General features: G+C 69.8%; 17 protein-coding genes and 2 tRNA genes. 12 read left to right on the top strand and 7 right to left on the bottom strand.

Annotated features, from left to right (window positions below; translation table 11 throughout):
* A partial coding sequence (locus VFB40_RS27375; protein WP_324855726.1) for a DUF2550 domain-containing protein occupies positions 1 to 351 on the top strand: 351 nt, incomplete at its 5' end.
* Between the two features lie 745 nt (positions 352 to 1,096).
* Complete coding sequence (locus VFB40_RS27370; protein WP_324855724.1) at positions 1,097 to 1,642, top strand: GrpB family protein; 546 nt, start codon at positions 1,097 to 1,099, stop codon at positions 1,640 to 1,642.
* Positions 1,643 to 1,700: 58 nt separating this feature from the next.
* Here VFB40_RS27370 and VFB40_RS27365 read toward each other — a convergent pair whose 3' ends face one another.
* Positions 1,701 to 2,312: a cob(I)yrinic acid a,c-diamide adenosyltransferase gene (locus VFB40_RS27365; protein WP_324855722.1), complete on the bottom strand. Its 612-nt coding sequence runs from the start codon at positions 2,310 to 2,312 to the stop codon at positions 1,701 to 1,703.
* 193 nt (positions 2,313 to 2,505) lie between these two features.
* Between VFB40_RS27365 and VFB40_RS27360 the strand changes: the two genes are divergently transcribed.
* Complete coding sequence (locus VFB40_RS27360; protein WP_324855720.1) at positions 2,506 to 3,360, top strand: 3-hydroxyacyl-CoA dehydrogenase family protein; 855 nt, start codon at positions 2,506 to 2,508, stop codon at positions 3,358 to 3,360.
* Positions 3,361 to 3,438: 78 nt separating this feature from the next.
* On the opposite strand, the gene pepN is transcribed toward VFB40_RS27360, so the two are convergent.
* The gene (pepN, locus tag VFB40_RS27355) at positions 3,439 to 5,997 is read right to left on the bottom strand and encodes an aminopeptidase N (protein ID WP_324855718.1); all 2,559 of its coding nucleotides are present in this window, start codon (positions 5,995 to 5,997) and stop codon (positions 3,439 to 3,441) included.
* Positions 5,998 to 6,203: 206 nt separating this feature from the next.
* Here pepN and VFB40_RS27350 point away from each other — a divergent pair, with 206 nt between their 5' ends.
* Positions 6,204 to 6,839: a mycothiol-dependent nitroreductase Rv2466c family protein gene (locus VFB40_RS27350; protein WP_414642160.1), complete on the top strand. Its 636-nt coding sequence runs from the start codon at positions 6,204 to 6,206 to the stop codon at positions 6,837 to 6,839.
* An 85-nt stretch (positions 6,840 to 6,924) separates the two neighbouring features.
* Here VFB40_RS27350 and VFB40_RS27345 read toward each other — a convergent pair whose 3' ends face one another.
* Both VFB40_RS27345 and VFB40_RS27340 read right to left on the bottom strand, forming a co-directional pair.
* Positions 6,925 to 10,857 carry an MMPL family transporter gene (locus VFB40_RS27345; protein WP_324855713.1) on the bottom strand — a complete coding sequence of 1,311 codons (3,933 nt, stop codon included), beginning with the start codon at positions 10,855 to 10,857 and terminating at the stop codon, positions 6,925 to 6,927.
* A 2-nt stretch (positions 10,858 to 10,859) separates the two neighbouring features.
* A complete protein-coding gene (locus VFB40_RS27340; RefSeq protein ID WP_324855711.1) occupies positions 10,860 to 11,567 on the bottom strand; it encodes a response regulator transcription factor in 708 nt (235 codons plus the stop codon).
* A gap of 273 nt (positions 11,568 to 11,840) precedes the next feature.
* Between VFB40_RS27340 and VFB40_RS27335 the strand changes: the two genes are divergently transcribed.
* The 4 genes from VFB40_RS27335 (at position 11,841) to VFB40_RS27320 (ending at position 15,134) form a co-directional block, all read left to right on the top strand.
* Positions 11,841 to 12,449, top strand: coding sequence for a biotin transporter BioY (locus VFB40_RS27335; RefSeq protein WP_324855709.1), 609 nt, complete (start codon positions 11,841 to 11,843; stop codon positions 12,447 to 12,449).
* A gap of 47 nt (positions 12,450 to 12,496) precedes the next feature.
* The gene (locus VFB40_RS27330) at positions 12,497 to 12,967 is read left to right on the top strand and encodes a ribose-5-phosphate isomerase (RefSeq protein ID WP_324855707.1); all 471 of its coding nucleotides are present in this window, start codon (positions 12,497 to 12,499) and stop codon (positions 12,965 to 12,967) included.
* 179 nt (positions 12,968 to 13,146) lie between these two features.
* Positions 13,147 to 14,316, top strand: a complete 1,170-nt coding sequence (locus VFB40_RS27325; RefSeq protein ID WP_324855705.1) for a SpoIIE family protein phosphatase — start codon at positions 13,147 to 13,149, stop codon at positions 14,314 to 14,316.
* A gap of 20 nt (positions 14,317 to 14,336) precedes the next feature.
* On the top strand, positions 14,337 to 15,134 hold the full coding sequence (locus tag VFB40_RS27320; protein WP_324855703.1) for a nucleotidyltransferase domain-containing protein: 798 nt from the start codon (positions 14,337 to 14,339) through the stop codon (positions 15,132 to 15,134).
* A 33-nt stretch (positions 15,135 to 15,167) separates the two neighbouring features.
* Here VFB40_RS27320 and VFB40_RS27315 read toward each other — a convergent pair whose 3' ends face one another.
* The 3 genes from VFB40_RS27315 to VFB40_RS27305 form a co-directional block, all read right to left on the bottom strand.
* The gene (locus tag VFB40_RS27315; RefSeq protein WP_324855701.1) at positions 15,168 to 17,489 is read right to left on the bottom strand and encodes a penicillin-binding transpeptidase domain-containing protein; all 2,322 of its coding nucleotides are present in this window, start codon (positions 17,487 to 17,489) and stop codon (positions 15,168 to 15,170) included.
* A 214-nt stretch (positions 17,490 to 17,703) separates the two neighbouring features.
* Positions 17,704 to 19,884, bottom strand: coding sequence for a penicillin-binding transpeptidase domain-containing protein (locus tag VFB40_RS27310; RefSeq protein WP_324855699.1), 2,181 nt, complete (start codon positions 19,882 to 19,884; stop codon positions 17,704 to 17,706).
* A gap of 180 nt (positions 19,885 to 20,064) precedes the next feature.
* Positions 20,065 to 20,135, bottom strand: a tRNA-Gly gene (locus VFB40_RS27305).
* A 176-nt stretch (positions 20,136 to 20,311) separates the two neighbouring features.
* Between VFB40_RS27305 and VFB40_RS27300 the strand changes: the two genes are divergently transcribed.
* The 4 genes from VFB40_RS27300 to VFB40_RS27285 form a co-directional block, all read left to right on the top strand.
* Positions 20,312 to 20,385 (top strand) — tRNA-Pro (locus tag VFB40_RS27300).
* 218 nt (positions 20,386 to 20,603) lie between these two features.
* Positions 20,604 to 20,864, top strand: a complete 261-nt coding sequence (locus VFB40_RS27295) for a hypothetical protein (RefSeq protein WP_324855697.1) — start codon at positions 20,604 to 20,606, stop codon at positions 20,862 to 20,864.
* 231 nt (positions 20,865 to 21,095) lie between these two features.
* Positions 21,096 to 22,484: a trigger factor gene (gene tig / locus VFB40_RS27290; protein WP_324855695.1), complete on the top strand. Its 1,389-nt coding sequence runs from the start codon at positions 21,096 to 21,098 to the stop codon at positions 22,482 to 22,484.
* Between the two features lie 135 nt (positions 22,485 to 22,619).
* The coding region (locus tag VFB40_RS27285; RefSeq protein ID WP_324855728.1) for an ATP-dependent Clp protease proteolytic subunit at positions 22,620 to 23,118 on the top strand (499 nt) is incomplete at its 3' end.

Genomic DNA, 23,118 nt, shown 5'->3' with positions numbered 1-23,118 from the left:
GAACCGCACCGGCGCGGCACCCGCACCCCGTTCAGCGCGTCGGCCGTTCGCGCGGGCCGAGGCTGGTCCTACGGAATAGCGCAATACGAGAACGACCGAATCGACTGGTACCGCATCTTCTCCTACGCGTACCGCCCCGCTGCGGTGCTCACCCGCCGAGACCTCGACGTCGTCGGCCGCCGCGACGCGGAGGGCCAGGAGGAGTTGGCGCTCTTCCCCGGCTGGACGATCGTGGAGTGCAAGTTCGGCACCGGCTTGGTGGAGCTCGCCATGTCCCCCGACGCGCTCACCGGCTTCCTGTCGTGGCTGGAGGCCGCGCCCCCCGGACAGGACGTCAGCCGCGTTTCCTGACGGGCGAATTTGTTCAACTGCAGCGTCCGGCTTAGCCCGGACCTCATGTCCCGTTCAACAGGACAACCCCCCTCACTGCCGCCCGCCGTCCTGCTTTCCCCAATAAAACCCCACGCTGACATCTTCGCGACGCGGCTTTCCTGCAGCGGCGAGTCTCGTTCACCACACCACTGGAGCACAGACGCCCTTGTGCGCTGTGCGTCTCGCGATAACTTCGCCGACGCTCGTTGACGCAAGACCGGGACACGCGTGCACAGGTTTTCTCGCTACCCACGCTCCGGGAAACCGCCGCGGGCATGGCGCAGCCGGGGAAGGTGCAGTGCCGGTCCCGCAGCCGCACCAGACGGTCCACGCTCGCGGTGGGCCGGTAGGTGCGGCCTCCGCGTGCAGCAGCGCGCCGTCCGGGGCGGTGAGCGTCCTTCCCGAACGCGATCGCGCGGGCCTGCTGCGCGCTGATCGGCGTTTGCGCGTGGGGGTGTGGAAAACCTGTGCACGCGTGTCCTTGTCTCGCCTCAACGAGCGTCGGCGAAGCTATCGCGGGACTAGCAGCGCGCAAGGGCGTCTGTGGCCCAGTGGTGTGGTGAACGAGACTCGCCGCTGCAGGAAAGCCGCGTCGCGAAGATGTCAGCGCAGGGGTTTATTGAGGAAACGCAGGACGGCGGGCGGCGGCGGGTGGGCGGGTTGTCCCGTTGAGCGAGACATAGACCGCGGAAATCGACTTGCCGGGCGCAATAGCCTCTCCGGTATGGGGATCGAGATCGCGGACTACGACCCGCGCTGGCCTGCGCTCGAGGCGGAGGCGATCAGTGAACTGATGGAGGCGCTGCCGGGTGCGTTCACGCGGATTGAGCACGTCGGGTCGACCTCGGTGCCGGGGCTTGCGGCGAAGCCTGTCATCGATCTGATGGCCGGGACCGCTTTGCTCGACGCCGGCTCCCTCGACGTCACGGGGGCGCTGGCCGACAAGCTGGCTGCGATCGGCTACCTCGCGGCCGACACCGGCATGCCCGGACGGCTTTTCTTCTACCGCGATCGTGATGGGCGGCGCGCGCATCATCTGCATGTCGTCCCGGATGACACGCTCGACACGCGCAACGAGATCCTTTTGCGCGACTACCTGCGCCGCAGTCGCGCTGACGCCGCAGAGTACGGCGCGCTGAAGCGTGACTTGGCCGCTCGCGGTGCGGAGGGCTTGGCGTACACCAAGGCGAAGACCGAGTTCATTCAGCGGATTGTCGATGCGGCACGGACCGAGCGCGGGCTACCTCTCGTCTCCGTCTGGGAAGAGTAGGCGTGATGATGCGCGGTGCTCGAGGTGCCAGGTGCCCAGCTGGACTCCGGTCCTCGCGCTAGCTCTCGCCGCCGTTCTGGCCGGCCTCATCGGCTGCCCGCGTGGCGCCAGGCTGCCACAGCACATCGCCGACCGTGCCCAGATTGGCGGCGCGGGCCAGGATGAACAGCAGGTCTGACAGTCTGTTGAGATACTTGGCGGTGAGCGCGTTCATCGTGTCGCCGTGCACGTCGAGCGCCGACCACGCGGAGCGCTCGGCGCGGCGGGTGACGGTGCGGGCGACGTGGAGCAGGGCCGCGCCGGGGGTGCCGCCGGGGAGGATGAACGAGCGCAGCTTCGGCAGGTCCTCGTTGAAGCGGTCGCAGTCGCGCTCCAGGCGGTCGACGTCCTGCTGCTCGACCCGCAACGGCGGGAACTCGGGCTTTTCCACCACCGGGTTGCACAGGTCGGCCCCGACGTCGAACAGCTCGTTCTGGATCCTGAGCAGAACCGTCGTGATCTCCGCCGGCAGGCCGCCAAGCGCGACGGCCACGCCGATCGCCGAGTTGGCCTCGTCGACGTCCGCGTAGGCGATCAAGCGCGGGTCGTTCTTGCTGGTCTTGCTCATGTCGCCGAGGTTGGTCGTGCCGTCGTCGCCGGTGCGCGTGTAGATCCGGGTCAGGTTCACCATGTCGGCACTTTAGCCGCCTTCATTCCGCGCTGTAGGCCGGGACATCGGACGCTCAGCGGCGCCAGGTAGGCTGCGAGCGTCGGTTACCACCGAGTAGTGGCGTCAGGCGACGTGACACGTCACGAGCGGGTTATGTCTCCGGCGCAAGTGACGCAGACACACATGCATGCATCGAGTGAAGGAGCGTGGCAGGGTGGCCAAGCAGCTCGCCGTGATCGGAGCGGGCCTGATGGGGTCCGGGATCGCCCAGGTGTCGGCGGTGGCGGGGTACGACGTCGTGCTGCGCGACGTGACACCGGAGGCGCTGGCCCGGGGGATGGCCGGAATCGAGGCCTCGCTCGGCAAGTTCGCCACTAAGGGCAAGATCTCCCGGGACGACGCGGACGCTGCGCTCGGCCGGATCACCACGACCACCGACCTCGGCGCGGCCGGCGAGGCCGACATCGTGGTCGAGGCGGTGTTCGAGGACATCGAGGTCAAGCACGCGGTGTTCCGCGAGCTCGACAAGATCTGCAAGGACGGGGCGGTGCTCGGCACGAACACCTCCGCGCTGCCGATCACGCAGGTCGCGGCGGTCACCGAGCGGCCGGAATCGGTCGTCGGGACCCACTTCTTCTCACCGGTGCCGATGATGGCGCTGTGCGAGCTGGTGCGCGGCTATAAGACCTCTGATGAGACACTGGCCGCCGCCCGCGCCTTCGCCGAGGAGGTCGGCAAGACCTGCGTCGTGGTGAACCGCGACGTGGCCGGCTTCGTCACCACCCGCCTGATAACCGCGCTGATCGTGGAGGCCGCACACCTGGTGGAGACCGGCGTGGCCACCGCCGAGGACATCGACCTGGCCTGCAAGCTCGGCTTCGGGCACGCGATGGGTCCGCTGGCCACGGCCGACCTGACCGGCGTGGACATCATCCGCAACGCGGCCCGCAACATCTACACCGAGACGCACGACCTGAAGTTCGCGCCGCCGGAGTTGATAAACCGGATGGTGACCGCGGGCGCCCTGGGGCGCAAGACCGGCAAGGGCTTCTACGAATACGAGGGCTGAGAGCCTGAGGAAAGGGGCTCCGGGAGCGCGGATTGAGTGTCCGGGCTCCCGGAGCCCTGAAGTTGGTGGTGACGCCTGTCAGCCGCGGCCGGCGGCGTCGAGGGCCTGTCCGCGCAGCGTCCGCAACGTGCCATCGCGCTGCTCCAGCAGCAGACGGCGCAGCGGGGCCGGAACCCTGCTCTCGTCCTCGCCCAGCACCGCGTCCACCGCGTCGACGACCCGCTGCTCCACGATCAGGTACGGGTACAGCCCGTTGACCAGCAGCTGCGCCATGTGCGGGGTGCGCTTGGCCCACAGGTCCGCCACGATCGCGAAGAACTTGTCCGCGTACGGCGCGAGCAGTTCCCGCTGGTCCGGCTGCCGGAAGCCAAGCACGACCGCCATCAGCGTCTCGTTGGGCAGCTCGTCGGAGTCCACCATCGACGCCCACGCCGCGGCCTTCGCCTCGACCGTCGGCATGGCCGCGCGGGCCGACGCCGCGTGACGCTTGCCCGCCGCGGTCGGGTCCCGCTCCTCCTCCGCCGCGATCTGGCTCTCCGGGGCGCGGCCGGTGGCGGCCAGCCGGTGCAGCAGCGCCCAGCGCAGCTCGGTGTCCACGACCAGGCCCTCGACCTGCTCGGTGCCGGACAGCAGCCCGGAGATCAGGTCCAGGTGCTCGGACGAGCGGGCCACCGCCGCCAGGGCACGGGCCCAGGACAGCTGCACGTCGCTGCCGGGCTGCGCCGCGAACAGCTGCGTGTGCGCGAACGAGGCCCACTTCGCCGCGCCCTCCTCGCGCCAGCCCGGGGCCGCGTAGAGGTCGATCGCGGTCTTCGCCTGCCGCTGCAGCGACTGCAGCACGCCGATGTCGGTCTCCCGCTGCGCGCCGGAGATGACCAGCGCCACGTAGTCGCGCGCGGGCAGTTCCGCGTTGCGCACCATGTCCCAGGTGGAGACCCAGCTCAGCGCGCGCGGCAGCGACTCGGCGAACTCGCCGATCGACTCGACCAGCGTGGACACCGACCGCTCGTCGAAGCGGATGCGGGCGTAGGAGAGGTCGTCGTCGTTGAGCAGCACCAGGTCCGGCTGCTTGACCCCGACCAGCTCCGGCACCTCAGTCAGCGCGCCGTCCACGTCCAGCTCGATGCGCTGGATGCGCACCAGGCCCTCGGGCTTACGCTCGTAGAGGCCGACCGCGATGCGGTGCGGGCGCAGCGTCGGGTAGTCGGCCGGGGCCTCCTGCGCGATCGCGAAGCTCGCGAAGGCGCCGGAGTCGTCGAGCGTGAACACCGGGCGCAGCGTGTTCGGGCCGGCCGTCTCCAGCCACGCCTTCGACCACGCCCCCAGGTCGCGCCCGGACGCCTCCTCCAGTGCGCCGAGCAGGTCCGAGAGCCGCGTGTTGGCCCAAGCGTGCCGCCGGAAGTAGGTTCGCAGACCGCTGACGAACGCCTCATCGCCGACGTACGCCACCAGCTGCTTGAGCACCGAGGCGCCCTTGGCGTAGGTGATGCCGTCGAAATTGACGTACACGTCCTCCAGGTCGCGGATCTCGGCCACGATCGGGTGCGTCGAGGGCAGCTGGTCCTGCGCGTAGGCCCAGGTCTTCTCGACGTTCGCGAAGGTCGTCCACGCACCGGCCCAACGGGTCGCGTCGGCCTGGCAGCGCACCGAGGCGTAGGTGGCGAACGACTCGTTCAGCCACAGGTCGTTCCACCACTCCATGGTGACCAGGTCGCCGAACCACATGTGCGCCAGCTCGTGCAGGATCGTCTCGGCGCGCCGCTCATAGGCCGCGTCGGTGACCTTCGAGCGGAAGACGTAGTCCTCCCGGAAGGTGACGCAGCCCGCGTTCTCCATCGCGCCCGCGTTGTATTCGGGCACGAACAGCTGGTCGTACTTCGGGAACGGGTAGGGCAAGTCGAACAGCTGCTGGTAGTAGTCGAAGCCCTTCTTGGTCACGTCGAGGATCTCCTCGGCGTCCAGGAACTCGGCCAGCGACTTGCGGCTCGCCACGGCCATCGGGACGACGGTGCCGTCAGCCGAGGTGTACGTGTCGCGCACCACGTGGTAGTCGCCCGCGACCAGCGCCGTGATGTAGGTCGAGATCCGCTCGGTCGGCGCGAACCGCCACACCGCGCGCCCTTCGCCCAGCGGCTCGGGTTCCGGAGTCGGCGAGTTGGAGAACAGCTCCCAGCCCTCGGGCGCGGTCACCGTGAACTGGAAGGTGGCCTTCAGGTCCGGCTGCTCGAAGTTCGCGTATACGCGCCGCGCGTCCGGCACCTCGAACTGGGTGTAGAGGGAGACGCCGCCGTCGACCGGGTCGACGAAGCGGTGCAGGCCCTCGCCGGTGTGGCTGTACGCGCAGGTCGCCCGGACGGTCAGCACGTTGTCCGCGGCCAGGTCGTCCAGCGCGATGCGCGAGTCGGCGAACACCGCCGCCGGATCCAGCGCGCGGCCGTTCAGCACGATCTCCTCGACGCTCGGCGCGACCAGGTCGGCGAAGGTGGCGGAACCGGGCTGCGCGGAGAAGCGCACGACGCTGGTGGACGCGAAGGTATCTGGTCCGGTGGTCAGATCGAGCTCGACTTCGTAGGACGAGACCGACACGAGGCGGGCCCGTTCGGCCGCCTCCTCGCGGGTGAGATTGGTACCGGGCACTTTGCTGCACGGCTCCTTACGCGTAGGTGCTGGATTGGTGTCTCGATCCTCGCACGGGAGGCCCTCTTCAGGCGTCGCGGAATCGATGCGGACGGCTAGCTGTTCGCAAGGCTAAACGCTGTACCCCCGTTGTTGAGTGAGCCCCGTCGTTGAGCGAGCGCTCGATCGAGCGGCGCCGTGTCATGGTGGAATGCCGCGCCACGTGAATGAGGGAGACTGTAGTGACCGAGCATGAGGACGCAAGGGCCGTCGCCGACTTCTGGTTCGACCCGCTGTGCCCGTGGGCGTGGATCGCCTCGCGGTGGATGCTAGAGGTCGAGAAGGTCAGGCCGGTGGACGTGCGCTGGCATGTGATGTCGCTGGCTTACCTGAACCAGGACCGCGACCTGCCGGAGAACTACCGCAAGATGATGGACACCGCCTGGGGTCCGGTACGCGTGTGCATCGCGGCCGAGCAGGCGCACGGCAGCGAGGCGCTGCTGCCGTTGTACAACGCGCTCGGCGAGCGCAGGCACCACCAGAAGCAGGAGTTCACGCGCGAGGTCATCGTCGCGGCGCTGGAGGAGGCCGGGCTGCCGGCCGAGCTGGCGGACGCAGCCGAGTCCACCGAGTACGACGAGGCGCTCAAGGCCTCGCACCACCAGGGCATGGACCAGGTCGGTTACGAGGTCGGCACGCCGGTCATCTCGGTCAACGGCGTCGCGTTCTTCGGTCCTGTGGTCTCGCCGATCCCGCGCGGCCAGGACGCGGCCAAGCTGTGGGACGGCGTGCTGGCGGTCGCCGGCACCGATGGGTTCTTCGAACTCAAGCGGACGCGCACCCGCGAGCCTATCTTCGACTGAGCTTTCGGCGAACTAAAGTGACGAAGGGTTCGTCCCGCTCGCGGGACGAACCCTTCGCCGTGGTGCAGCTTGACAAGAGCCTGAGTCAGACCCGGGTGTGCTCCGGCTCGGAGTCGGGCGCGCCGGCCGGCGGAACGGCCGCCGCGGCCTCGCCGCCGCCGCTGACCAGGACGGCGCCGTCGGTCTCACGCAGCGCCGGCGACGGCTCGACCCGCAGGATGCGCGCCGCCCACACCGGCATCCACCAGTTCCACCGGCCGAACAGCGAGATCAGCGCCGGGACCAGCAGCGCGCGCACGATGGTCGCGTCCAGCAGGATGCCGGCGCCGAGCGCGGTGGCGAAGATCTTGATGTCGGTGTTCGGGGCCGAGCCGAGCGCCGCCATCGCCAGGAACAGGATCAGCGCGGCCGAGGTGACCAGCCGTCCGGTGCGGCCGATGCCGGTGACCACCGCCCGCGGCGTGGAGCCGGTCTGGTCGTACTCCTCGCGCATCCGGGCCAGGATGAAGACCTCGTAGTCCATCGAGAGCCCGTAGAGGAAGGCGAAGACCATCAGCGGGATCCAGCCGGTGATCGCGCCGGTCGCCGGGATGCCCCAGATCGCGTTGGAGCCGTAGCCCTTCTGCCAGATCAGCACCAGCGCGCCGTAGACCGCGGCCAGCGAGAGCAGGTTGAGCAGCACCGCCTTGAGCGGCAGCACGATCGACCGGAACGCCCGCGCGAGCAGCACGAAGGTCAGCAGCCCGAGCAGCACCAGCATCAGCGGGAAGTTGCCGTAGACCGCGTGGATCATGTCCACCTCGACCCCGCCGATGCCGCCGATCATCGCGCCCGGCACGGCCGTGGCCAGCGCCCCGCGCAGCGCCCGCGTCGTGTTCTCGCCCTCCGTGCTGGTGCCCTCCGGGTTCGGCACGGCCAGCACCAGCGAGGAGCCGGGCCGGCTCCAGGCCTGGCCGGCGGGCGCGGCGGCGAAGTCGATGCCTGAGACGCCGGCCGCGGCGCTCGTCGCCGTCTGCGTCGAGGCCGACTTCGGCACGTAGATCTCCAGCGGCGTCAGCACGCCGGTCGGGATGTTCGCGTCGCGCAGCATGACCACGGCGTCGTGCGCCGGGCCGCTCTGCGACAGCGAGTCCGAGGACGGGTCGCCGATCTTCAGGCCAGTGGTGTTGATCGCCAGCGCGCCGAGCACCACCAGTGCGCCGATCGCGGCGATCCAGCGGCGCCGCACCACGAACCGCGCCCACGCGGTCCAGCTGCGCGAGGCCTTGTCCTCGTGCCGGATGCGCGGCCAGTCCAGCCGCTTGCCGATGCCGGAGAGCAGCGCCGGGACCAGCGTCAGCGTCACGCACACCGACACCAGCGGGATGATCATGCCGCCGTAGCCGATCGAGCGCAGGAACGGCACCGGCAGGATCACCAGCGCGAGCAGGCCGAGCGCGACCGTGACGCCGGAGAACGCGACCGCGCGGCCGGCCGTCGCCATCGCGCGGTGTACCGCGGTGTCGTTGTCGTATCCGTGCGCCAGTTCCTCGCGCCAGCGGGTGACCAGCAGCAGCGAGTAGTCGATCGCCACGCCGAGCCCGATCAGGCCGACCAGGAACTGCACGATCATCGACACCGAGGTGATCTCGGTGATGCCCAGGATCGCCAGGAACGCGGTCAGCACCGAGACCGCCGCGACCAGCAGCGGAACCAGCGCCAGCAGCGAGGCGAAAACGAACAGCAGCACCGCCAGCGCGCCGACGCCGCCGAGCAGGATCTCGTTGAGGATGCTCAAACCCTTGCCGGACCCCGAGCCGTTGTTCTGCAGCGGCTGCTCGCCGGTGATCAGCACGGTCGAGCCGGCCGGAAGCGCGGCCGTCAGCTTCTGCTGCGCGGCGGCCGAGATGGCGTCCGCAGCCTGCGTCGACCCCATGCCCCCGCCGCCCGGCGTGAAGATCAGCGCGAAGGTGGTGCGGCCGTCCGAGCCGATGAACTTGGGGTCGTGGGTGTTCGCGTAGTCAGCCACCCGCGCCTGCGGGATGCCGTCAAGCGAGCTGAACGCCGCGGTCACCCGCGGATCGGTCGCCGAGACCCCGGCCGGCAGCTTCACGACGGGCACCAGCGGCGTGGCCATGCCCCCGTTGCCATACTCGGCGACGATCGCCTGATTGGCCACATAGCTCGGCTGGCCGGGCATCGAGAACGTCTTGTCCAGATGGTTGGACAGCGTGCTCGACGCGGCGATTCCGGCGATGAACGCGACGCCCCACAGCCCGTAGATCCATTTGCGGTGGGTGGTGACGAACGTCGAGAGCCTCTCCATGGAACCCGACCCCCTCCTACTCCCGTGATCACGCGCCGCCTCTACCCGCGGCGCACTATCCGAGAGCGAACCAGGAGCGCCTGGTTGGGCACTGTGTGGTTCCTGTGAGAGCCCTGTGAGAGTTGCCCCAGGTGCGGAGGGGCCCTCGACGGGCAGGCGCACCGTGAAGACCGTGCCGCCGCCGGGAACCGAGCGCACCTCGGCCGTGCCGCCGTGCGCCTGCGCCACCGACGCCACGATCGAGAGTCCGAGCCCTGAGCCGCCCGCGCCGTCGCCCCGCTTTCGCGAGGCGTCCGCGCGATAGAAGCGCTCGAAGACCTTCGCCTGCTGCTCCTCGGTGAGGCCGGGGCCGGCGTCGGCGACCTCGACGATCGCGGTGTCATCCACTCGGCGCACGATGATCGAGACCGGCGTGCCCGGCGGCGTGTGGGCGCGCACGTTCGAGAGCAGATTCGCCAGCACCTGCCGCAGTCGATCGGCATCACCGCAGACCTCGACCCGCTTCACATGACCCTGGTCGACCGGCTCGCTCTCCGGCTCGACGCGCACGTTCACCTCGACTGGCCACTGCGGCCCGGCGGCGTGGGAATCGCGGGCCGCATCGCGCGCCAGCGCGCCGAGGTCCACCGCGCCGCGGCCGAGCGGCCGGCCCGAGTCGAGCCGTGCCAGCAGCAGCAGTTCGTCGACCAGCACGCCCATGCGCGCCGACTCGGACTCGATCCGCCGCATCGCCAGGGCCAGGTCCTCCGGCCGGGAGGCAGCGCCGCGCCGGAACAGCTCCGCATAGCCGCGGATCGACGCCAGCGGCGTGCGCAGCTCGTGCGACGCGTCGGCGATGAAGCGACGCAGGCGTTCCTCCGAGGAGCGCTGCTCGCGGAAGGCCCGCTCCAGCCGCGCCAGCATCGCGTTCACCGAAGCGCCGACCCGCCCGACTTCGGTCACCCCGTCCGAGGGATCGACGCGGCGGTCAAGCTCTCCGGCGCCGATCGCCACGATCTGATCGCCCATCAGCTCGAACGGTTTGAGGTTGCGCTTGATCCGGCGATTGGCCATCACGCCGACCATCACGAACGCCAGCAGCCAGGCGACGCACTCGATCACGGCGATGGCGTGCATCGAGGCGTTGAGATCGGATTCGGTCATGCCGAGCACCAGGTAGCCGCGGCCACCGGGCAGCCGGGACGCACGCAACCGGAACGCGTAGCCGGGATGCACATTGCTGACCGAGTCCACGCTGAACAGCGCCGCGCCGTCGTGGTTCGCTCCGGAGCCCGGCGGACCGAGGGGCAAGGTCTTCGGGACGACCGGTTGCGGACCGCTGGACGCGGAGAAGACCACGTGGTCCGCCGCATCGCGCACCTGGAAGAACATCGGCAGCATCCCGGTGGCGGTGAGCATGTGCCAGTTCATCGCCGGGTTGGCGGTCTGCGTGCCGGAACTCTCGGTGGTGAAGTCGGGTAGCTTGCCCGGCGGTTGCAGCGCGACGTACGTGTTGAACAGCTTCGCGGTGGCGTTGAGCTGCGTGTCCTGCCGATCCTGGAGCACGGTGTGCACCGCGAAGAACGTGCCGATCGCGGCAACGGTCAGACCGAGCGCGAGCCGCGTGAGCAGGGTGTGCAGCAGCCGCTTGCGCAGCGTGCGGGCGCGGCGCAAGTGCGGGAGGCGCAACCGGCGCCGGATCCCGGAGGGGCTGGGCAGCGCTGGCCGGCGCATTGTCACTCCTTCGGCAGCCGCAGCGAATAACCGACGCCGCGGACGGTGTGGATCAGCGGCGGCCGGTCGCGGTCCACCTTCTTGCGCAGGTAGGAGATGTACGTCTCGACCACGTTGTCGCCGCCGCCGAAGTCGTACTGCCACACGTGATCGAGGATCTGCGCCTTCGACATCACCCGGCCGGCGTTGACCAGCAGATAGCGCAGCAGCTTGAACTCGGTCGGGGTCAGATCGAGCGTCGCGCCGGAGCGCCGGGCCTCGTGCGCGTCCTCGTCGATGATCAGATCGGAGTACTCCAACCGGGCGTCTTCCAGCTCGGGACGCGTGCGCCGCAGCACGGCCCGGATGCGGGCTATCAGTTCGTCGAGGGAGAACGGCTTGGTGACATAGTCGTCCCCGCCGACCGTCAACCCATTGATCTTGTCCTCGGTCGCGTCGCGCGCGGTCAGGAAGACGACCGGCAACTTCACCCCCTGCGAACGCAGCCGCCCGCACACCTCGATGCCGGTGTAGTCGGGCAGCATCACGTCGAGGACCGCGAGGTCGGGGGCGAACTCGGCGGCCTTGCTCAGCGCCTCGCGGCCGGTGCCAGCCGTCGCGACCTCGAAGCCCTCGTAGCGCAGCGCGAGGCCGACCAGGTCGGTGATCGCCGCCTCGTCGTCCACGACCAGGATGCGCGCCTCAGGCTTGCCGTTCTGGCGCTCGCTCATCACGTTAAGCCCCCTGTCGGAAATGCCGCGGCCCGGCACAAGGTATGCGCTTCCACTGTGCCGTACCTGGGGGCTTCCTGTGAGTCGCCTGTGGGGCCGGCATCGGTCGCCGGCAATCCGTCCGGGCTCGGCGAGCGGTACCTCACAACGTCCCCGACCGGGATTTGTCGGCCGCGGCGATCGGGCGGCGGGTGGTTGATCACTAGCGTGGAGGCGACCGAGCCGAATCCGAGCTCACCGGATCGGCATCCGTTATTGAACCCGGGAGTCTTCATGGCTGTCGCCGTGCCCACCTCCGCCACCGGCATACGCGGGCCGCGCCTCGTCCTCGCCGACCTGCTGCCCGGCCGCGCCGCCTGGACGCGCTCGCTCGCCCTGGTCCTCGGCGGCGCGGTACTGACCGGTTTGGCCGCGCAGGTGTCCATCCCCGTGCCCGGCTCGCCGGTCCCGGTCACCGGCCAGACCTTCGCCGTCCTGCTGGTCGGCGCCGCGCTCGGCCTGCGGCGCGCGGCGGCCTCGATGGCGCTGTACCTCGCGGCCGGCTTCGCGGGCATGCCTTGGTTCGCGGGCGGTGCCACCGGCTCGATCCACGCGCCGACGTTGGGCTACCTCATCGGCTTCGTCCTTGCCGGAGCGTTGATAGGGCGCTGCTCGGAATTCGGCGCGGACCGCTCGCCGTGGAAGACGGCGCTGACGATGGTGGCCGGCAACGTGGTGATCTACGCGGTCGGCGTGACGTATCTCGCACTCTCCCTGCACGTCTCGGCCCGCGCCGCGATCTCGCTCGGCCTGACGCCGTTCCTGCTCGGCGACGCGCTCAAGATCGCCCTCGCCTCCGGCCTGCTGCCCGGCACCTGGCGGTTGCTCGGCCGCCTCGGTTGAGTTCCGGCGCGGCGCCGAGCGTGGGCGCGGGATGGGAAACTGTGCCCATGCGAATCTTCCTCGGCTCGGACCACGCCGGCTACGAACTGAAGAACCGCCTGCTCGACCGGCTCAAGGAACTCGGCCACGAGCCGGTCGACTGCGGGCCGCACGAGTACGTCTCCACCGACGACTACCCGCCCTTCGTGATGCGCGCCGCCAAGGGTGCGGCCGACGAGCCGGGCACGCTGGGCATCGTGATCGGCGGATCCGGCAACGGCGAGGTCATCGCGGCGAACAAGGTTCCCGGCGTGCGCGCGGCCCTGGTCTGGAGCGAGCAGACGGCCACCCTGGCCCGGCAGCACAACGACGCGAACGTCATCAGCATCGGCGGCCGGATGCACCCGGTCGAGGAGGCGGTGCGCTTCGTCGAGCTCTTCGTCGCCACGCCCTTCAGCGGCGATCCGCGGCACGCCCGCCGCATCGGCATGCTCACCGAGTACGAGCGGACCGGCGAGCTGCCCGCCCTGCCCGAATAGTCAGCGCCGCACCGGCCGATCTTCACTCCGTCAGCGCAGCGCGCGGCCGCTGAACTGCGCCGCGCGCTGCCTGAGATATTCACGTGCCCACTCGATCGGGTGATTGAATTGACGCCGTACTATGCCGAAGAGGCGCCGCGTGGTGACGCTGTGCGCACTGTCTCGATAGGGTCCCCTGCATGGCGGTGACGGCGTCGGTGGACCGCGCGGCGGAGGACCGGCCGCGCGCTCGGCCCCGTCGTGTCGCCGCGCTCTCCTTCTGGCTGCGGCACACGGCGCCGCAGTCCGAGGCGTTCCTGCTGCCGGCGCTCATCGCGCTGGCCGCCGCCGTGGGCGTGCTGGCGCACTTCCACACCGTGTGGGCCCAGCCCTCCATGGTCACGCTGCCGCTGCTGCTCGGCGGCTTCATGCTGCGGTTCACCGCGCAGCTGGTGCTGCTGGTGGCCTCGGCGCTCGTGGTCGTCATCGACGCGCTCACGAGCCATCCGGCCCGCCCGACCCCCGGCACGATCCTGCTGATCGGCGCGACGGCGCTGATCGTGCTGGTCATGTCGCGCGAACGGGTGCGGCTCGGGGTGCGCGGCACCCGCGGCGAATCCATGCTTTTCGACCTGCGCGAGCGGCTGCGGGCGCAGGGCCAGGTGCCCCGGCTCCCCGAGGGCTGGCATCTGGAACTGGCCCTCAAATCGGCCGGCGGCCAGTCCTTCGCCGGCGACTTCCTCATCGCGGCCCGCAGTGATGTCGAGACCCTCGACCCGGAGGGCGAGTTTCGCAAGGGACCCGGCCGCCTCCAACTCGGCCTAGTCGACGTCTCCGGCAAAGGCCTGCAAGCGGGCACGCGCGCGCTGCTGCTCTCCGGCGCGTTCGGCGGCCTGCTCGGCTCGGTGCCCGCGCCGCAGTTCCTCGCCTCGGCCAACCGGTACCTGCTGCGGCAGGGCTGGGAGGAGGGCTTCGCCACCGCCGTGCACCTCGTGGTCGACCTGGAGACTGGCGATTTCGAGTGCTATAGCGCGGGACACCCGCCGATCGCGCAGCTGGCCGCCGGCGCCGGCCGCTGGTCGCTGTGCGAGACGCCGGGCCCGGTTCTCGGCGTGCTGCCGGATGCCGAGTACAAGCCGACCCGCGGCCGTCTCGAATACGGCGACGGCCTGATGCTGTTCACCGACGGTCTCATCGAGCAGCCGGGCCAGGACCTCGCCATCGGCCTCGACCGGCTGCTCGGCGCGGCGGGAACCCTGCAGACGAAGGGCTTCTCCGGCGGCGCGGCCCGGATCGTGGACGCCGTCGCCCGCAAGACGAACGACGACCGCGCGCTGGTGCTCGTCTGGCGCACCCGCCCCACCAGCTAGCTCGTCGCTACGCTGGGCCGATGCCGACGACGCAGCCGCTGCCGCCTGACGCGCAATCAGCCCTCGACGAATATCTCACCAACCTCGACGAGGCGCTCCCCGGCCTCTACCAGGGCGTCTATCTGACCGGATCCCTCGCGCTCGGCGATTGGCAGCCATGGCGCAGCGATCTGGACATCCTCGTGGTGACAAGCCGTCGGCTCACCGACGCCGACATGGACGCGCTCGCGGCTGTGCACGCCAAAACGCCCTACGAGCCGTATCGCGACGCGACGTACATCCCCCAGGACGCCCTCGGGCGCCGTCCTGATCGGCAGGGCAGTGGCTTCCCGCACGCGTACGACGGGGTATTCGAACGCGACAACTACCACCCCGACCCGTTTCTGTGGGCCACGCTGCACCGGCACGGTGTGACGGTGCAAGGCACTCCGGCGGCCGAACTCGGCGTCGCCCCTGATGCGGTGTGGCTGCGCGAATGGAATCTCGCCAACCTCATGGAGGACTACTGGAAGCCGTGGGCCTGGCAGATGCGGGGGCTTGACGGCGTATGGCCCGCGGACACTCCGGCGTTGCCCGCCTTCGTGGTCTGGGGTCTGCTCGGGCCCGGTCGCCTGCACTGCACCATCGCCACCGGCGAGATCATCTCGAAGACCGAATCAGCCGACTACACCGCGCGGCTGCTGCCCGAATACGCCGAACTCCTGGCGCGCGCGAAGGCCTGGCGGCTCGGTGACGACACGGTCACCTTCACCCGCGGCGAGGGCGTAGCCGCGTGCGACCTGGTCGACGCCGTCATCGCGGCCGCGGCGAAGCTTTAGTCGGCCGGAACAACGCCGCAGCGCTACGTCTTTCTACGACACCGCCTTCAGCAGGGTGTTGCACTCCGGACCGGCCGTCGAGGCACCGAAGTTGCCGCCGACCGCCAGCGCGGCGACCGCGAAGTCCCCGTGCACGGCGATGGTCCAGCTGTTCGGCGTCTTGCCCTGGACCTCGGCGGTACCGGTCTTGCCGTACGCGCCGGACTGGGTCAGCACGCCGGCCAGCGTGCCGGAGGCGACCGCCTCGTGCATCAGCGTCTTGAGGTTGGCGTCGGTGTTCGCCGGCAGCGGCGTCAGCGCGAGCTGCGACGTCCCCGGCACCAGGATCGGCTGCTTGAACGAGCCGTCCGCGATCGTCGCCGCCACCGAGGCCATCGTCAGCGGCGAGGCGGTGATCTGGTCCTGGCCGACCAGCTCCTCGGCGAGGCTGTTGGACGACGAGGTCGGCACGTGGCCGTAGACGGTCGGCTGGCCGAGGCCGACGTCCCACTTCTGGTCGAAGCCGTAGTAGTCGTGCGCGGTCTGCGCCAGCACGCTCTTGCTCACTCCGCTGCTGCTGCCGAAGCGGCTGAAGGCGTTGTTGCAGGACTGCGCGAAGTCCCACAGGAAGGACTTGCCGACGCCCGCCTCCTGCTCGCTGTTGTGCAGCGTGATGCCGTCCGCGTTGAGCGTCGCCGGGCAGTCCCAAGTCTGGTTCAGGTCCGTGATGATGCCCTTGTTGAGCACCATCGTCGTCGTGATGGTCTTGAAGGTCGAACCCGGCGCGTAACGGCCGACCATCGCGGTGTCCAGGCCGTTCGGCGGGTTGTTCGCCACCGCCAGGATGTTGCCCGTGGACGGCTGGATGACCACCATCGAGCTGTTCTTGGCCTGATTCACCGCGGTCTGCGCGGCCGCCTGCACGTTCAGGTCGATGGTCGTCTTGACCGCGCTGGTGTTGACCGGGTCGGAGACCTTCACCACGGTCGAGGCGACGGAGCCGTCCGCGTTCTCGACCTGCACCTTCTGGCCCGGCGTGCCGTCCGTGGTCGGCGCGGCCTTCTCGAGCGCGCTCACGATCCCGTTGAGGCTCGGCGCGTTCGCGCTGGTGATCTCGTTGCCGTGGCTGTCCACCACCTTGTTCGCGGTGGCCGGAATCTGGCCGAGGGCGAGCTTCTGACCGGCTTTGAGGGAGGTGAACAGCACGCTGGGCTGCCACTTGACGAACCAGCGGGTGTAGCCGTTGATGCTCTTGGAGTACGTGGCCATGCCCGAGCTGTAGGACCACTGGCCGGCCGGACTGCCGACCTGCGCGATCACGTTGAACGTCATCCAGCCGGCCGCGCTCGCGGTGCCCGGCATCAGCGACAGGCTGCTGACCTTCAGATCGTTCTTGTAGGCCGTCAGCTGCGCCAGGGCCGCGGTCGGGTCGTCGGTGATGTTCGCGGCGGTCTTCAAGCTGCCGTTCTGCCAGGCGGTCAGGAACGCGGTGCCGGTCTGCGTCGCATCGGTGCCGGCGTCGGCGCCGCTGGGGGAGAAGCCCACGGTGGGCACCGGCTTGGCGCTGACGCCGGGCACATTGACCGTTCCGGTGAGGATCAGCGCGGCGATCACGAGGATCACGACCCCGACGCCCGAGCCGACGAGCAGCCCCCGGCGGCGGCGGGACCGGCCGGGACGCTTCCCGTTCGGCGCCGCCTGGTCGTATTCGTAGTCGTCGAAATCGTCGTAGTCGTCAGGGGGCCGCACCGGAAGTATCGGCGCTTGGCCGGGAGGCGTGGGATAGGTGTGCGGCTGGCGCGGCTGATACGGCGCCTGCTCCGCCTGCGGCGTCCAGCTCTGACTGTAGTTCGGCACGGGACGGGTCGATCCGCCGCGTACCGCCATGTCCGACTGCGGAGGCTGCGATGCGAGCGGCACGTCGGCGCGCGGGATCGCTTGCGTAGGCGCCGCGGCCGCATACGGACGAGGCGGGCTCACTGCGGCCGGTATCACCTGCGTACGGTCGTCCGCGCCGGGGATCGGGGTCCTGGGGCCGTCCGGGCCCTCACCGGCTTTGGACCTGGCCTCCTCGACGGCCTCGCGCGAGATCTTCTCCGTCTTGTCGCCGTCCGCTGCGCCCTTGTCGTTGTCCGGCGCCGTGCGCAACGCCTGGGTCAGCGCTTGGTCCGGGTCGGCCTTGTCCGTGTCCGAACTCGCCTCTGCCGCGCCGTCGTCAGAACCGGACTCCGCGGCGGACTCCGCTTCCCCGCCGGACTCCTCCGGGTCGTCCGCGGACCGCTCCTGCGCGCTTTGCGGACGGAACCACGAGTCCAGCGCGTCGTCCGGCTCCTGCGGTCCGCTCGCGGCGCGGCCCGGCCTGGTCTCGTCGGTCAATGTCCGGTCCCTCCCGTGGACTCGCACGCTTCCGTCGGCGCGCACCCCAGAGCTTCACAGAGCGTCAGCCGCGCACGGCGCTGTCCACCCGCGGCGCCACGATTGCACAGCGTCTTTACAAATGACGCGGTACGGACGCTCTGCGTTGCATCCTATATATGGTGCTTTTGCGCCAGTGCCCAGCTTCCCGGGCCGGAAACCCCGTCGGCAGCGCTCAGAGCCGCGCCAGGACGTACCTCGCCTCGGGCCCCGCGTACGTCGCACCGAAGCCGGAGTCCTGCACGACCACGCCGATGGAGACGTCGAGGTTGGGGTCGTAGACGACGATCCACGCGTTCGTCTTGCCGTCCTTGTTCGCGTCGGTCTCCGCGGTGCCCGTCTTCGCGTACAGCGGCCCGGACACCCCGCTGAAGACCCCGGCCGCGGTCCCGTTCAGCACCACCGCGTGCATCATGGCCTTGAGACTCGAGTCGGTGCCGGAGGGCAGCGCGTCCGCCGTAACCTTCGTCACACCGTTCACCAGGTAGGGCTGGTGGAACGAGCCGGTGCCGACGGTCGCGGCCACCGAGGCCATCGCGAGCGGCGAGGCGACGACCCGGCCCTGCCCGAAGTCCTCCTGGGCCAGTTCCGCGCCGCTGGATCCGCCCGGCATGCTGAAGTACTGGTTCGAGCCCAGGCCGATGTCCCAGGCCTGGTTCAGGCCGAAGTACGTCGACGCGGTGCCGGCCAGCCTGCCGCCCTCGAGCTGCTTGTAGAACTGCGTGAAGGCGTTGTTGCAGGACTGCGCGAAGTCGGTGATGAACGGGGTGCCCGGCGGCTCGGACTCCTCGTTCTTGCCGGTGCCGTCGCTGCTGTTGTGGTAGACCACGCCCTGTACGGTGAAGGTCAGCGGACAGGAGACCGGCGAGTACAGCGTGACGATGCCGTGGTTGAGCAGCGCCGTGCTGGTCACGATCTTGAAGGTGGACCCGGGTGCCAGGCCCCCGGTCAGCGCGGTGTCCCCGCTGCCCGCGCTGTTGGCCGCGGCCAGGATCGCGCCGGTGGAGGGCCGCAGCACGACCATCGAGCTGCGCGGAAACATGCCCACCGCGGAGCGGGCCAGGGCCTGCACGGTCGGGTCGATGGTGGTCTTGAGCACCGAGGCGTCGACCGGCTTCTGCAGCATGGCGAGCGGCGTGGTGCCGACCGCGTTGCCGGAGGCGTCCATCACCTGCACCGCGACGCCAGCCGTGCCGGAGCCCTTCGGCGCCTTCTTCGCCAGCGTGCCGGCGATCGTCTGCAGCGAGGCGTCCGAGTAGGAGGAGAGCTTCGAGCCCGCGGCGTCGACCACCTTGCCGACCCCCGGCTGCACCGGCACCACGGCGAGCTTCTGGCCGTCGGTCAGTCCTGGCGCGAGAATCGACGGGTTCCAGCGGATCGACCAGCCGTCGGACTGCTTGTAGGCGACGACGCTCGAGTTGTACGTCCAGGGCATCGTGGTGTTCTGCCCGGTCATGCCGACGGTGGCGGTCGCCGAGAACGCCACGGTCCCGGACGGGCTCGTGCTCGACGTGCCGCCGCTCGGGCTGGTCCCGGCACCGCCGACGTTCGGGGTCGCCGAGGCCGAAGCGCCCGCGAGCACAGCGGGCTGCGGCTTGAATGCCAGGGCGCTGACATTGAGCCCGGACTTGTACGCGGTCAGCGCGGTGAGCGCGTCGGTCGGGTCGTCGGTGTACTTCGCGGCTTCCTGCAGGTCGCCGGACTGCCAGGCGTTGAGGAACGCGGTCGCGGTCTGCTCGGCCGCGGTCGCCGGGTCGGCGCTGGTCGGCTGGAAGCTGGTGTGCGTGGGGGAGGGGGACGCCGCGGCGCCGCCTCCCGCGGTGTTCGCGGTCTTGCCGGGCGAACCGCCGCTCAGCGCCAGGTAGGCGATCAACCCGAGAGCCGCGGCGCCGGCCACCGCGCCGCCGGCCAGCACCGGCTTGCGAACGCGGGCCTGCGCGCGGCGGTCGTGCGGGTGCGGCTCGTACTCCGGGTAGCTGTACTCGGGGTCCTGGCCCGCCCCTTGCGGCTGCGCTGGAAGGGGTGCCGGGCCTTGCCCCTGACCGTGGAACGGCGGCTGCGCCGAGTAAAAGTCCTGGCCCCGGAAGGGCGTGGGTGGCCCAGGCGGGATCGGAGGCACTGGAGTCTGTCCGCGTCCGTACACCGTGCTGACGCTCTGCTGCGGCTGCGGCCGCATCGCGGGAATCGCGCCCACCTGCGTCGGAGCGTCGTCGGGAGAGGAGTACGGCTGCGGCGAAACCGGCGGCCGGCCCGAAGCGGAATAGGGCGCGTCCTGCGGCGCGGCGGAAGCGTGCGGCGCCGCGACGTCTGGCTCGTCGCGGAACCAACCGTTCACCGGCGATCGATCGTCGGACATGCGCGGTTTTCCCTCCCACTACCGGCTCAGCTGGAGCCCCCGTCAGTTCCCCCCGGGAGAAGACTCCGCCCGGTCCCCAGCCGTTGCCCTGATTCCCAATACTGTGACCGCAGTGTGACGAACGCTTGAGCGACTGAGCGCCCCGTCACCGCTTTCGCGGTGCGGGGCGCCTGACCAGAGAGCGGACGACGGGAATCGAACCCGCGTAGCCAGTTTGGAAGACTGGGGCTCTACCATTGAGCTACGTCCGCAGTGCCGCCCCATCTTGCCATATCCGCGAGGCCGCCTGCACCCGAGATCACCCCCGCCGCGCCACACCCCGCGCGCAGCCCGCCCACGCCCCGCGCCGCGCCCCGCGCCGCGCCCGCCGACAAGTATCGCGATGCGCGCCGCGCCGCCGAACCGGTACGCTTCCCCCGTTCGTCAGCGGGGTGTGGCGCAGCTTGGTAGCGCGTCCGCTTTGGGAGCGGAAGGCCGTCGGTTCGAATCCGGCCACCCCGACCCTGTGATCAACGCGATGGCGGTCACCTGCGCTCAGGTGACCGCAGCGACTCAGTCTCCTGCGACCGAGCGGGCCACATCCTCCAGACCGCGCCGGATCGGTATCGATTCTCCGGCTGTCCGCTGAATCGGTGACGAACGTCCTTCGGTGGCGCGGCTTACTCCTCTAGAGGCACAAGCTGTTGATAGGTGGAGTGGAGCCGAGGGAAGGAGGAGTCATGGCAACGATGATGAATGAGACTTCCGCTGTGAAACCGCCTCGAACCGGTACCGCTTCCCTGGTGCTGGTACCGCAGTTCTGGGGTGCCGTGGCCATTGTGGCGATGTGGTTCGCGGTGCTGTTCGACGGCGTGTACGGCGGAGACTTCGTTTCCGCGGACGGCACGCGTATGCCATCGGCGATCTTCATCGCGTTCTTTGCGGCGCTGTCCACGTGGGCCGTCGCCAGGCGGGCGTTCGGGCGGTCTTCGGCCGATTGAAGCGCGATCGGTGGCGGCGGGGCGCGGCCGACCTGTGACGATCCGTCATGGTCAGTCGTGATCTGCGCTTTTATCACCCGGCCGGGGTCGGCAAGGTACGATACCCGCGCAAGCGCGATGCGGCGCGCGTCTCGGTATGCCTGCCGCCGCCGCAACGCTTCCATACGGCGTGACCACACCCCGAGCACGCGCTTGCTACCGAGAAGTAGTCCCAGCGAGGAGATCACTGCTGTGAAGAGCGCCGTCGAGACCCTCGACCCCACGCGGGTCCGGCTCACCGTCGAGGTTCCCTTCGCCGAGCTCGAACCCAGCCTCGACACGGCGTACAAGAGGATCGCCGAGCAGGTGACGGTCCCGGGCTTCCGGAAGGGCAAGGTGCCGCCGCGGGTCATCGACCAGCGCATCGGCCGCGGCGCCGTGCTCGAGGAGGCGATCAACTCCGCGCTGCCGGAGCTGTACGGCCAGGCCATCCAGGAGGCCAAGCTCGAGGTCGTCGGCCGCCCCGAGGTCGAGGTGACCGAGTTCGCCGACGGCGAGCAGCTGAAGTTCACCGCCGAGGTGGACGTGCGCCCCGAGTTCGACCTGCCCGACTACAAGGGCGTCGAGGTCGAGGTCGAGGACGTCGAGGTCACCGACGAGAACATCGACGAGCAGGTGGAGGCGCTGCGTAAGCGCTTCGGCACGCTCACCGGCGTCGAGCGCGCGGTGCAGGACGGCGACTTCGTGACCGTCGACCTGGTCGCGACCATCGACGACGAGGAGCTCGAGGACGGCACCGCCACCGGCGTCTCCTACGAGGTCGGCTCGAACAGCATGGTGGACGGCCTCGACGAGGCGATCATCGGCAAGAGCGCCGGCGAGACCGCGCAGTTCGTCTCCACGCTGGTCGGCGGCTCGCACGCCGGCGAGCAGGCCGACATCAAGGTCACCATCGGCGCGGTCAAGGCCCGCGAGCTGCCCGAGCTCGACGACGAGTTCGCCCAGCTGGCCAGCGAGTTCGACACGCTCGAGGAGCTGCGCGCCGACATCCGCGGTCGGCTCGAGCGGGCCAAGAAGTTCGAGCAGGGCGCCCAGGCCAGGGACAAGGTGCTGGAGAACGTGCTGGCCAAGGTCGAGGTCCCGCTGCCGGCCAAGGCCGTCGAGGCGGAGATCGCCTGGCGCAACGAGCAGCTCGACGAGCAGATCCAGCGCGCCGGGATGACCCGTGAGGGCTTCCTGAAGCTGCAGGACCAGGACGCCGACGCCTTCGCCGCGGACCTCGACAAGCAGGTGCGCGAGGGCATGAAGGCGCAGTTCGTGCTGGACCGGCTGGCCGACAAGGAAGAGCTGAGCGTCAACCAGGCCGAGCTCACCCAGCACCTGATCCGCCGCGCCTCCGGCTCCGGGCTGACCCCGGACCAGTTCGCCAAGCAGGTCGTCGACTCCGGGCAGGTGCCCGCGCTGGTCGGCGAGGTGCGTCGCGGCAAGGCGCTGCAGCTGATCCTGGAGAACGCCCAGATCAAGGACGCGTCGGGGAATGCGGTCGACCTCTCGGAGCTGGACGCCCCGGCGCTCGGCGAGGGCCCGGACGCGTTCGGCCGCGAGCTCGGGGACGAGCATTACGGGCACGACCACGCGTAAGCCTGCAGCGAACAAGCGGCCCTAATCCGTCGTCACGTTAGTGGCACGGGTTAGGGTCGCTTTCAGTAGAACGGGTCTTCTGAAGCGAGACAGGTGGACGACGTGACGAATCCGTATTCGGACAGGGCTCCGCGCATGGCGGGTCTCGACGGCCCGGGCGGGCTCAACGACCAGATCTTCAACCGGCTGCTGCGCAACCGGATCGTCTTCCTCGGCGCCCCCGTGGACGACGACATCGCCAACACCCTGTGCGCCCAGCTGCTGCTGCTGAACGCGGAGGACCCGGAGAAGGACATCTGGTTCTACATCAACTCCCCGGGCGGCTCGGTCACCGCGGGCCTGGCGATCTACGACACCATGCAGCTGATCTCCAACGACGTGGCCACCGTCGCGCTGGGCATGGCCGCCTCGATGGGCCAGTTCCTGCTGACCGCGGGCACCCGCGGCAAGCGCTTCGCCCTGCCGAACGCCGAGATCCTGCTGCACCAGGGCTCGGCCGGCCTGGGCGGCTCCGCCTCGGACATCAAGATCCAGGCCGAGCGGCTGCTGCGCAGCAAGCGCCGGATGATCGAGCTGACCGCGCTGCACACCGGCCAGCCCGAGGCGAAGATCGAGAAGGACTCGGACCGCGACC

Origin of the sequence: Actinocrinis sp., assembly GCF_035650855.1 — a bacterium.
Classification (GTDB): domain Bacteria; phylum Actinomycetota; class Actinomycetes; order Streptomycetales; family Catenulisporaceae; genus Actinocrinis.
Note: the sequence above shows the minus strand (reverse complement) of the source record. Positions and strands in the feature narration are given on the sequence as shown.

Coding starts and splice junctions, on each gene's coding strand:
- VFB40_RS27370 (WP_324855724.1), top strand. CDS start 1,097: ATGGGGATCGAGATCGCGGACTACGACCCGCGCTGGCCTGCGCTCGAG.
- VFB40_RS27365 (WP_324855722.1), bottom strand. CDS start 2,312: ATGGTGAACCTGACCCGGATCTACACGCGCACCGGCGACGACGGCACG.
- VFB40_RS27350 (WP_414642160.1), top strand. CDS start 6,204: ATGAGGGAGACTGTAGTGACCGAGCATGAGGACGCAAGGGCCGTCGCC.
- VFB40_RS27345 (WP_324855713.1), bottom strand. CDS start 10,857: ATGCGCCGGCCAGCGCTGCCCAGCCCCTCCGGGATCCGGCGCCGGTTG.
- VFB40_RS27340 (WP_324855711.1), bottom strand. CDS start 11,567: ATGAGCGAGCGCCAGAACGGCAAGCCTGAGGCGCGCATCCTGGTCGTG.
- VFB40_RS27335 (WP_324855709.1), top strand. CDS start 11,841: ATGGCTGTCGCCGTGCCCACCTCCGCCACCGGCATACGCGGGCCGCGC.
- VFB40_RS27330 (WP_324855707.1), top strand. CDS start 12,497: ATGCGAATCTTCCTCGGCTCGGACCACGCCGGCTACGAACTGAAGAAC.
- VFB40_RS27325 (WP_324855705.1), top strand. CDS start 13,147: ATGGCGGTGACGGCGTCGGTGGACCGCGCGGCGGAGGACCGGCCGCGC.
- VFB40_RS27320 (WP_324855703.1), top strand. CDS start 14,337: ATGCCGACGACGCAGCCGCTGCCGCCTGACGCGCAATCAGCCCTCGAC.
- VFB40_RS27310 (WP_324855699.1), bottom strand. CDS start 19,884: ATGTCCGACGATCGATCGCCGGTGAACGGTTGGTTCCGCGACGAGCCA.
- VFB40_RS27295 (WP_324855697.1), top strand. CDS start 20,604: ATGGCAACGATGATGAATGAGACTTCCGCTGTGAAACCGCCTCGAACC.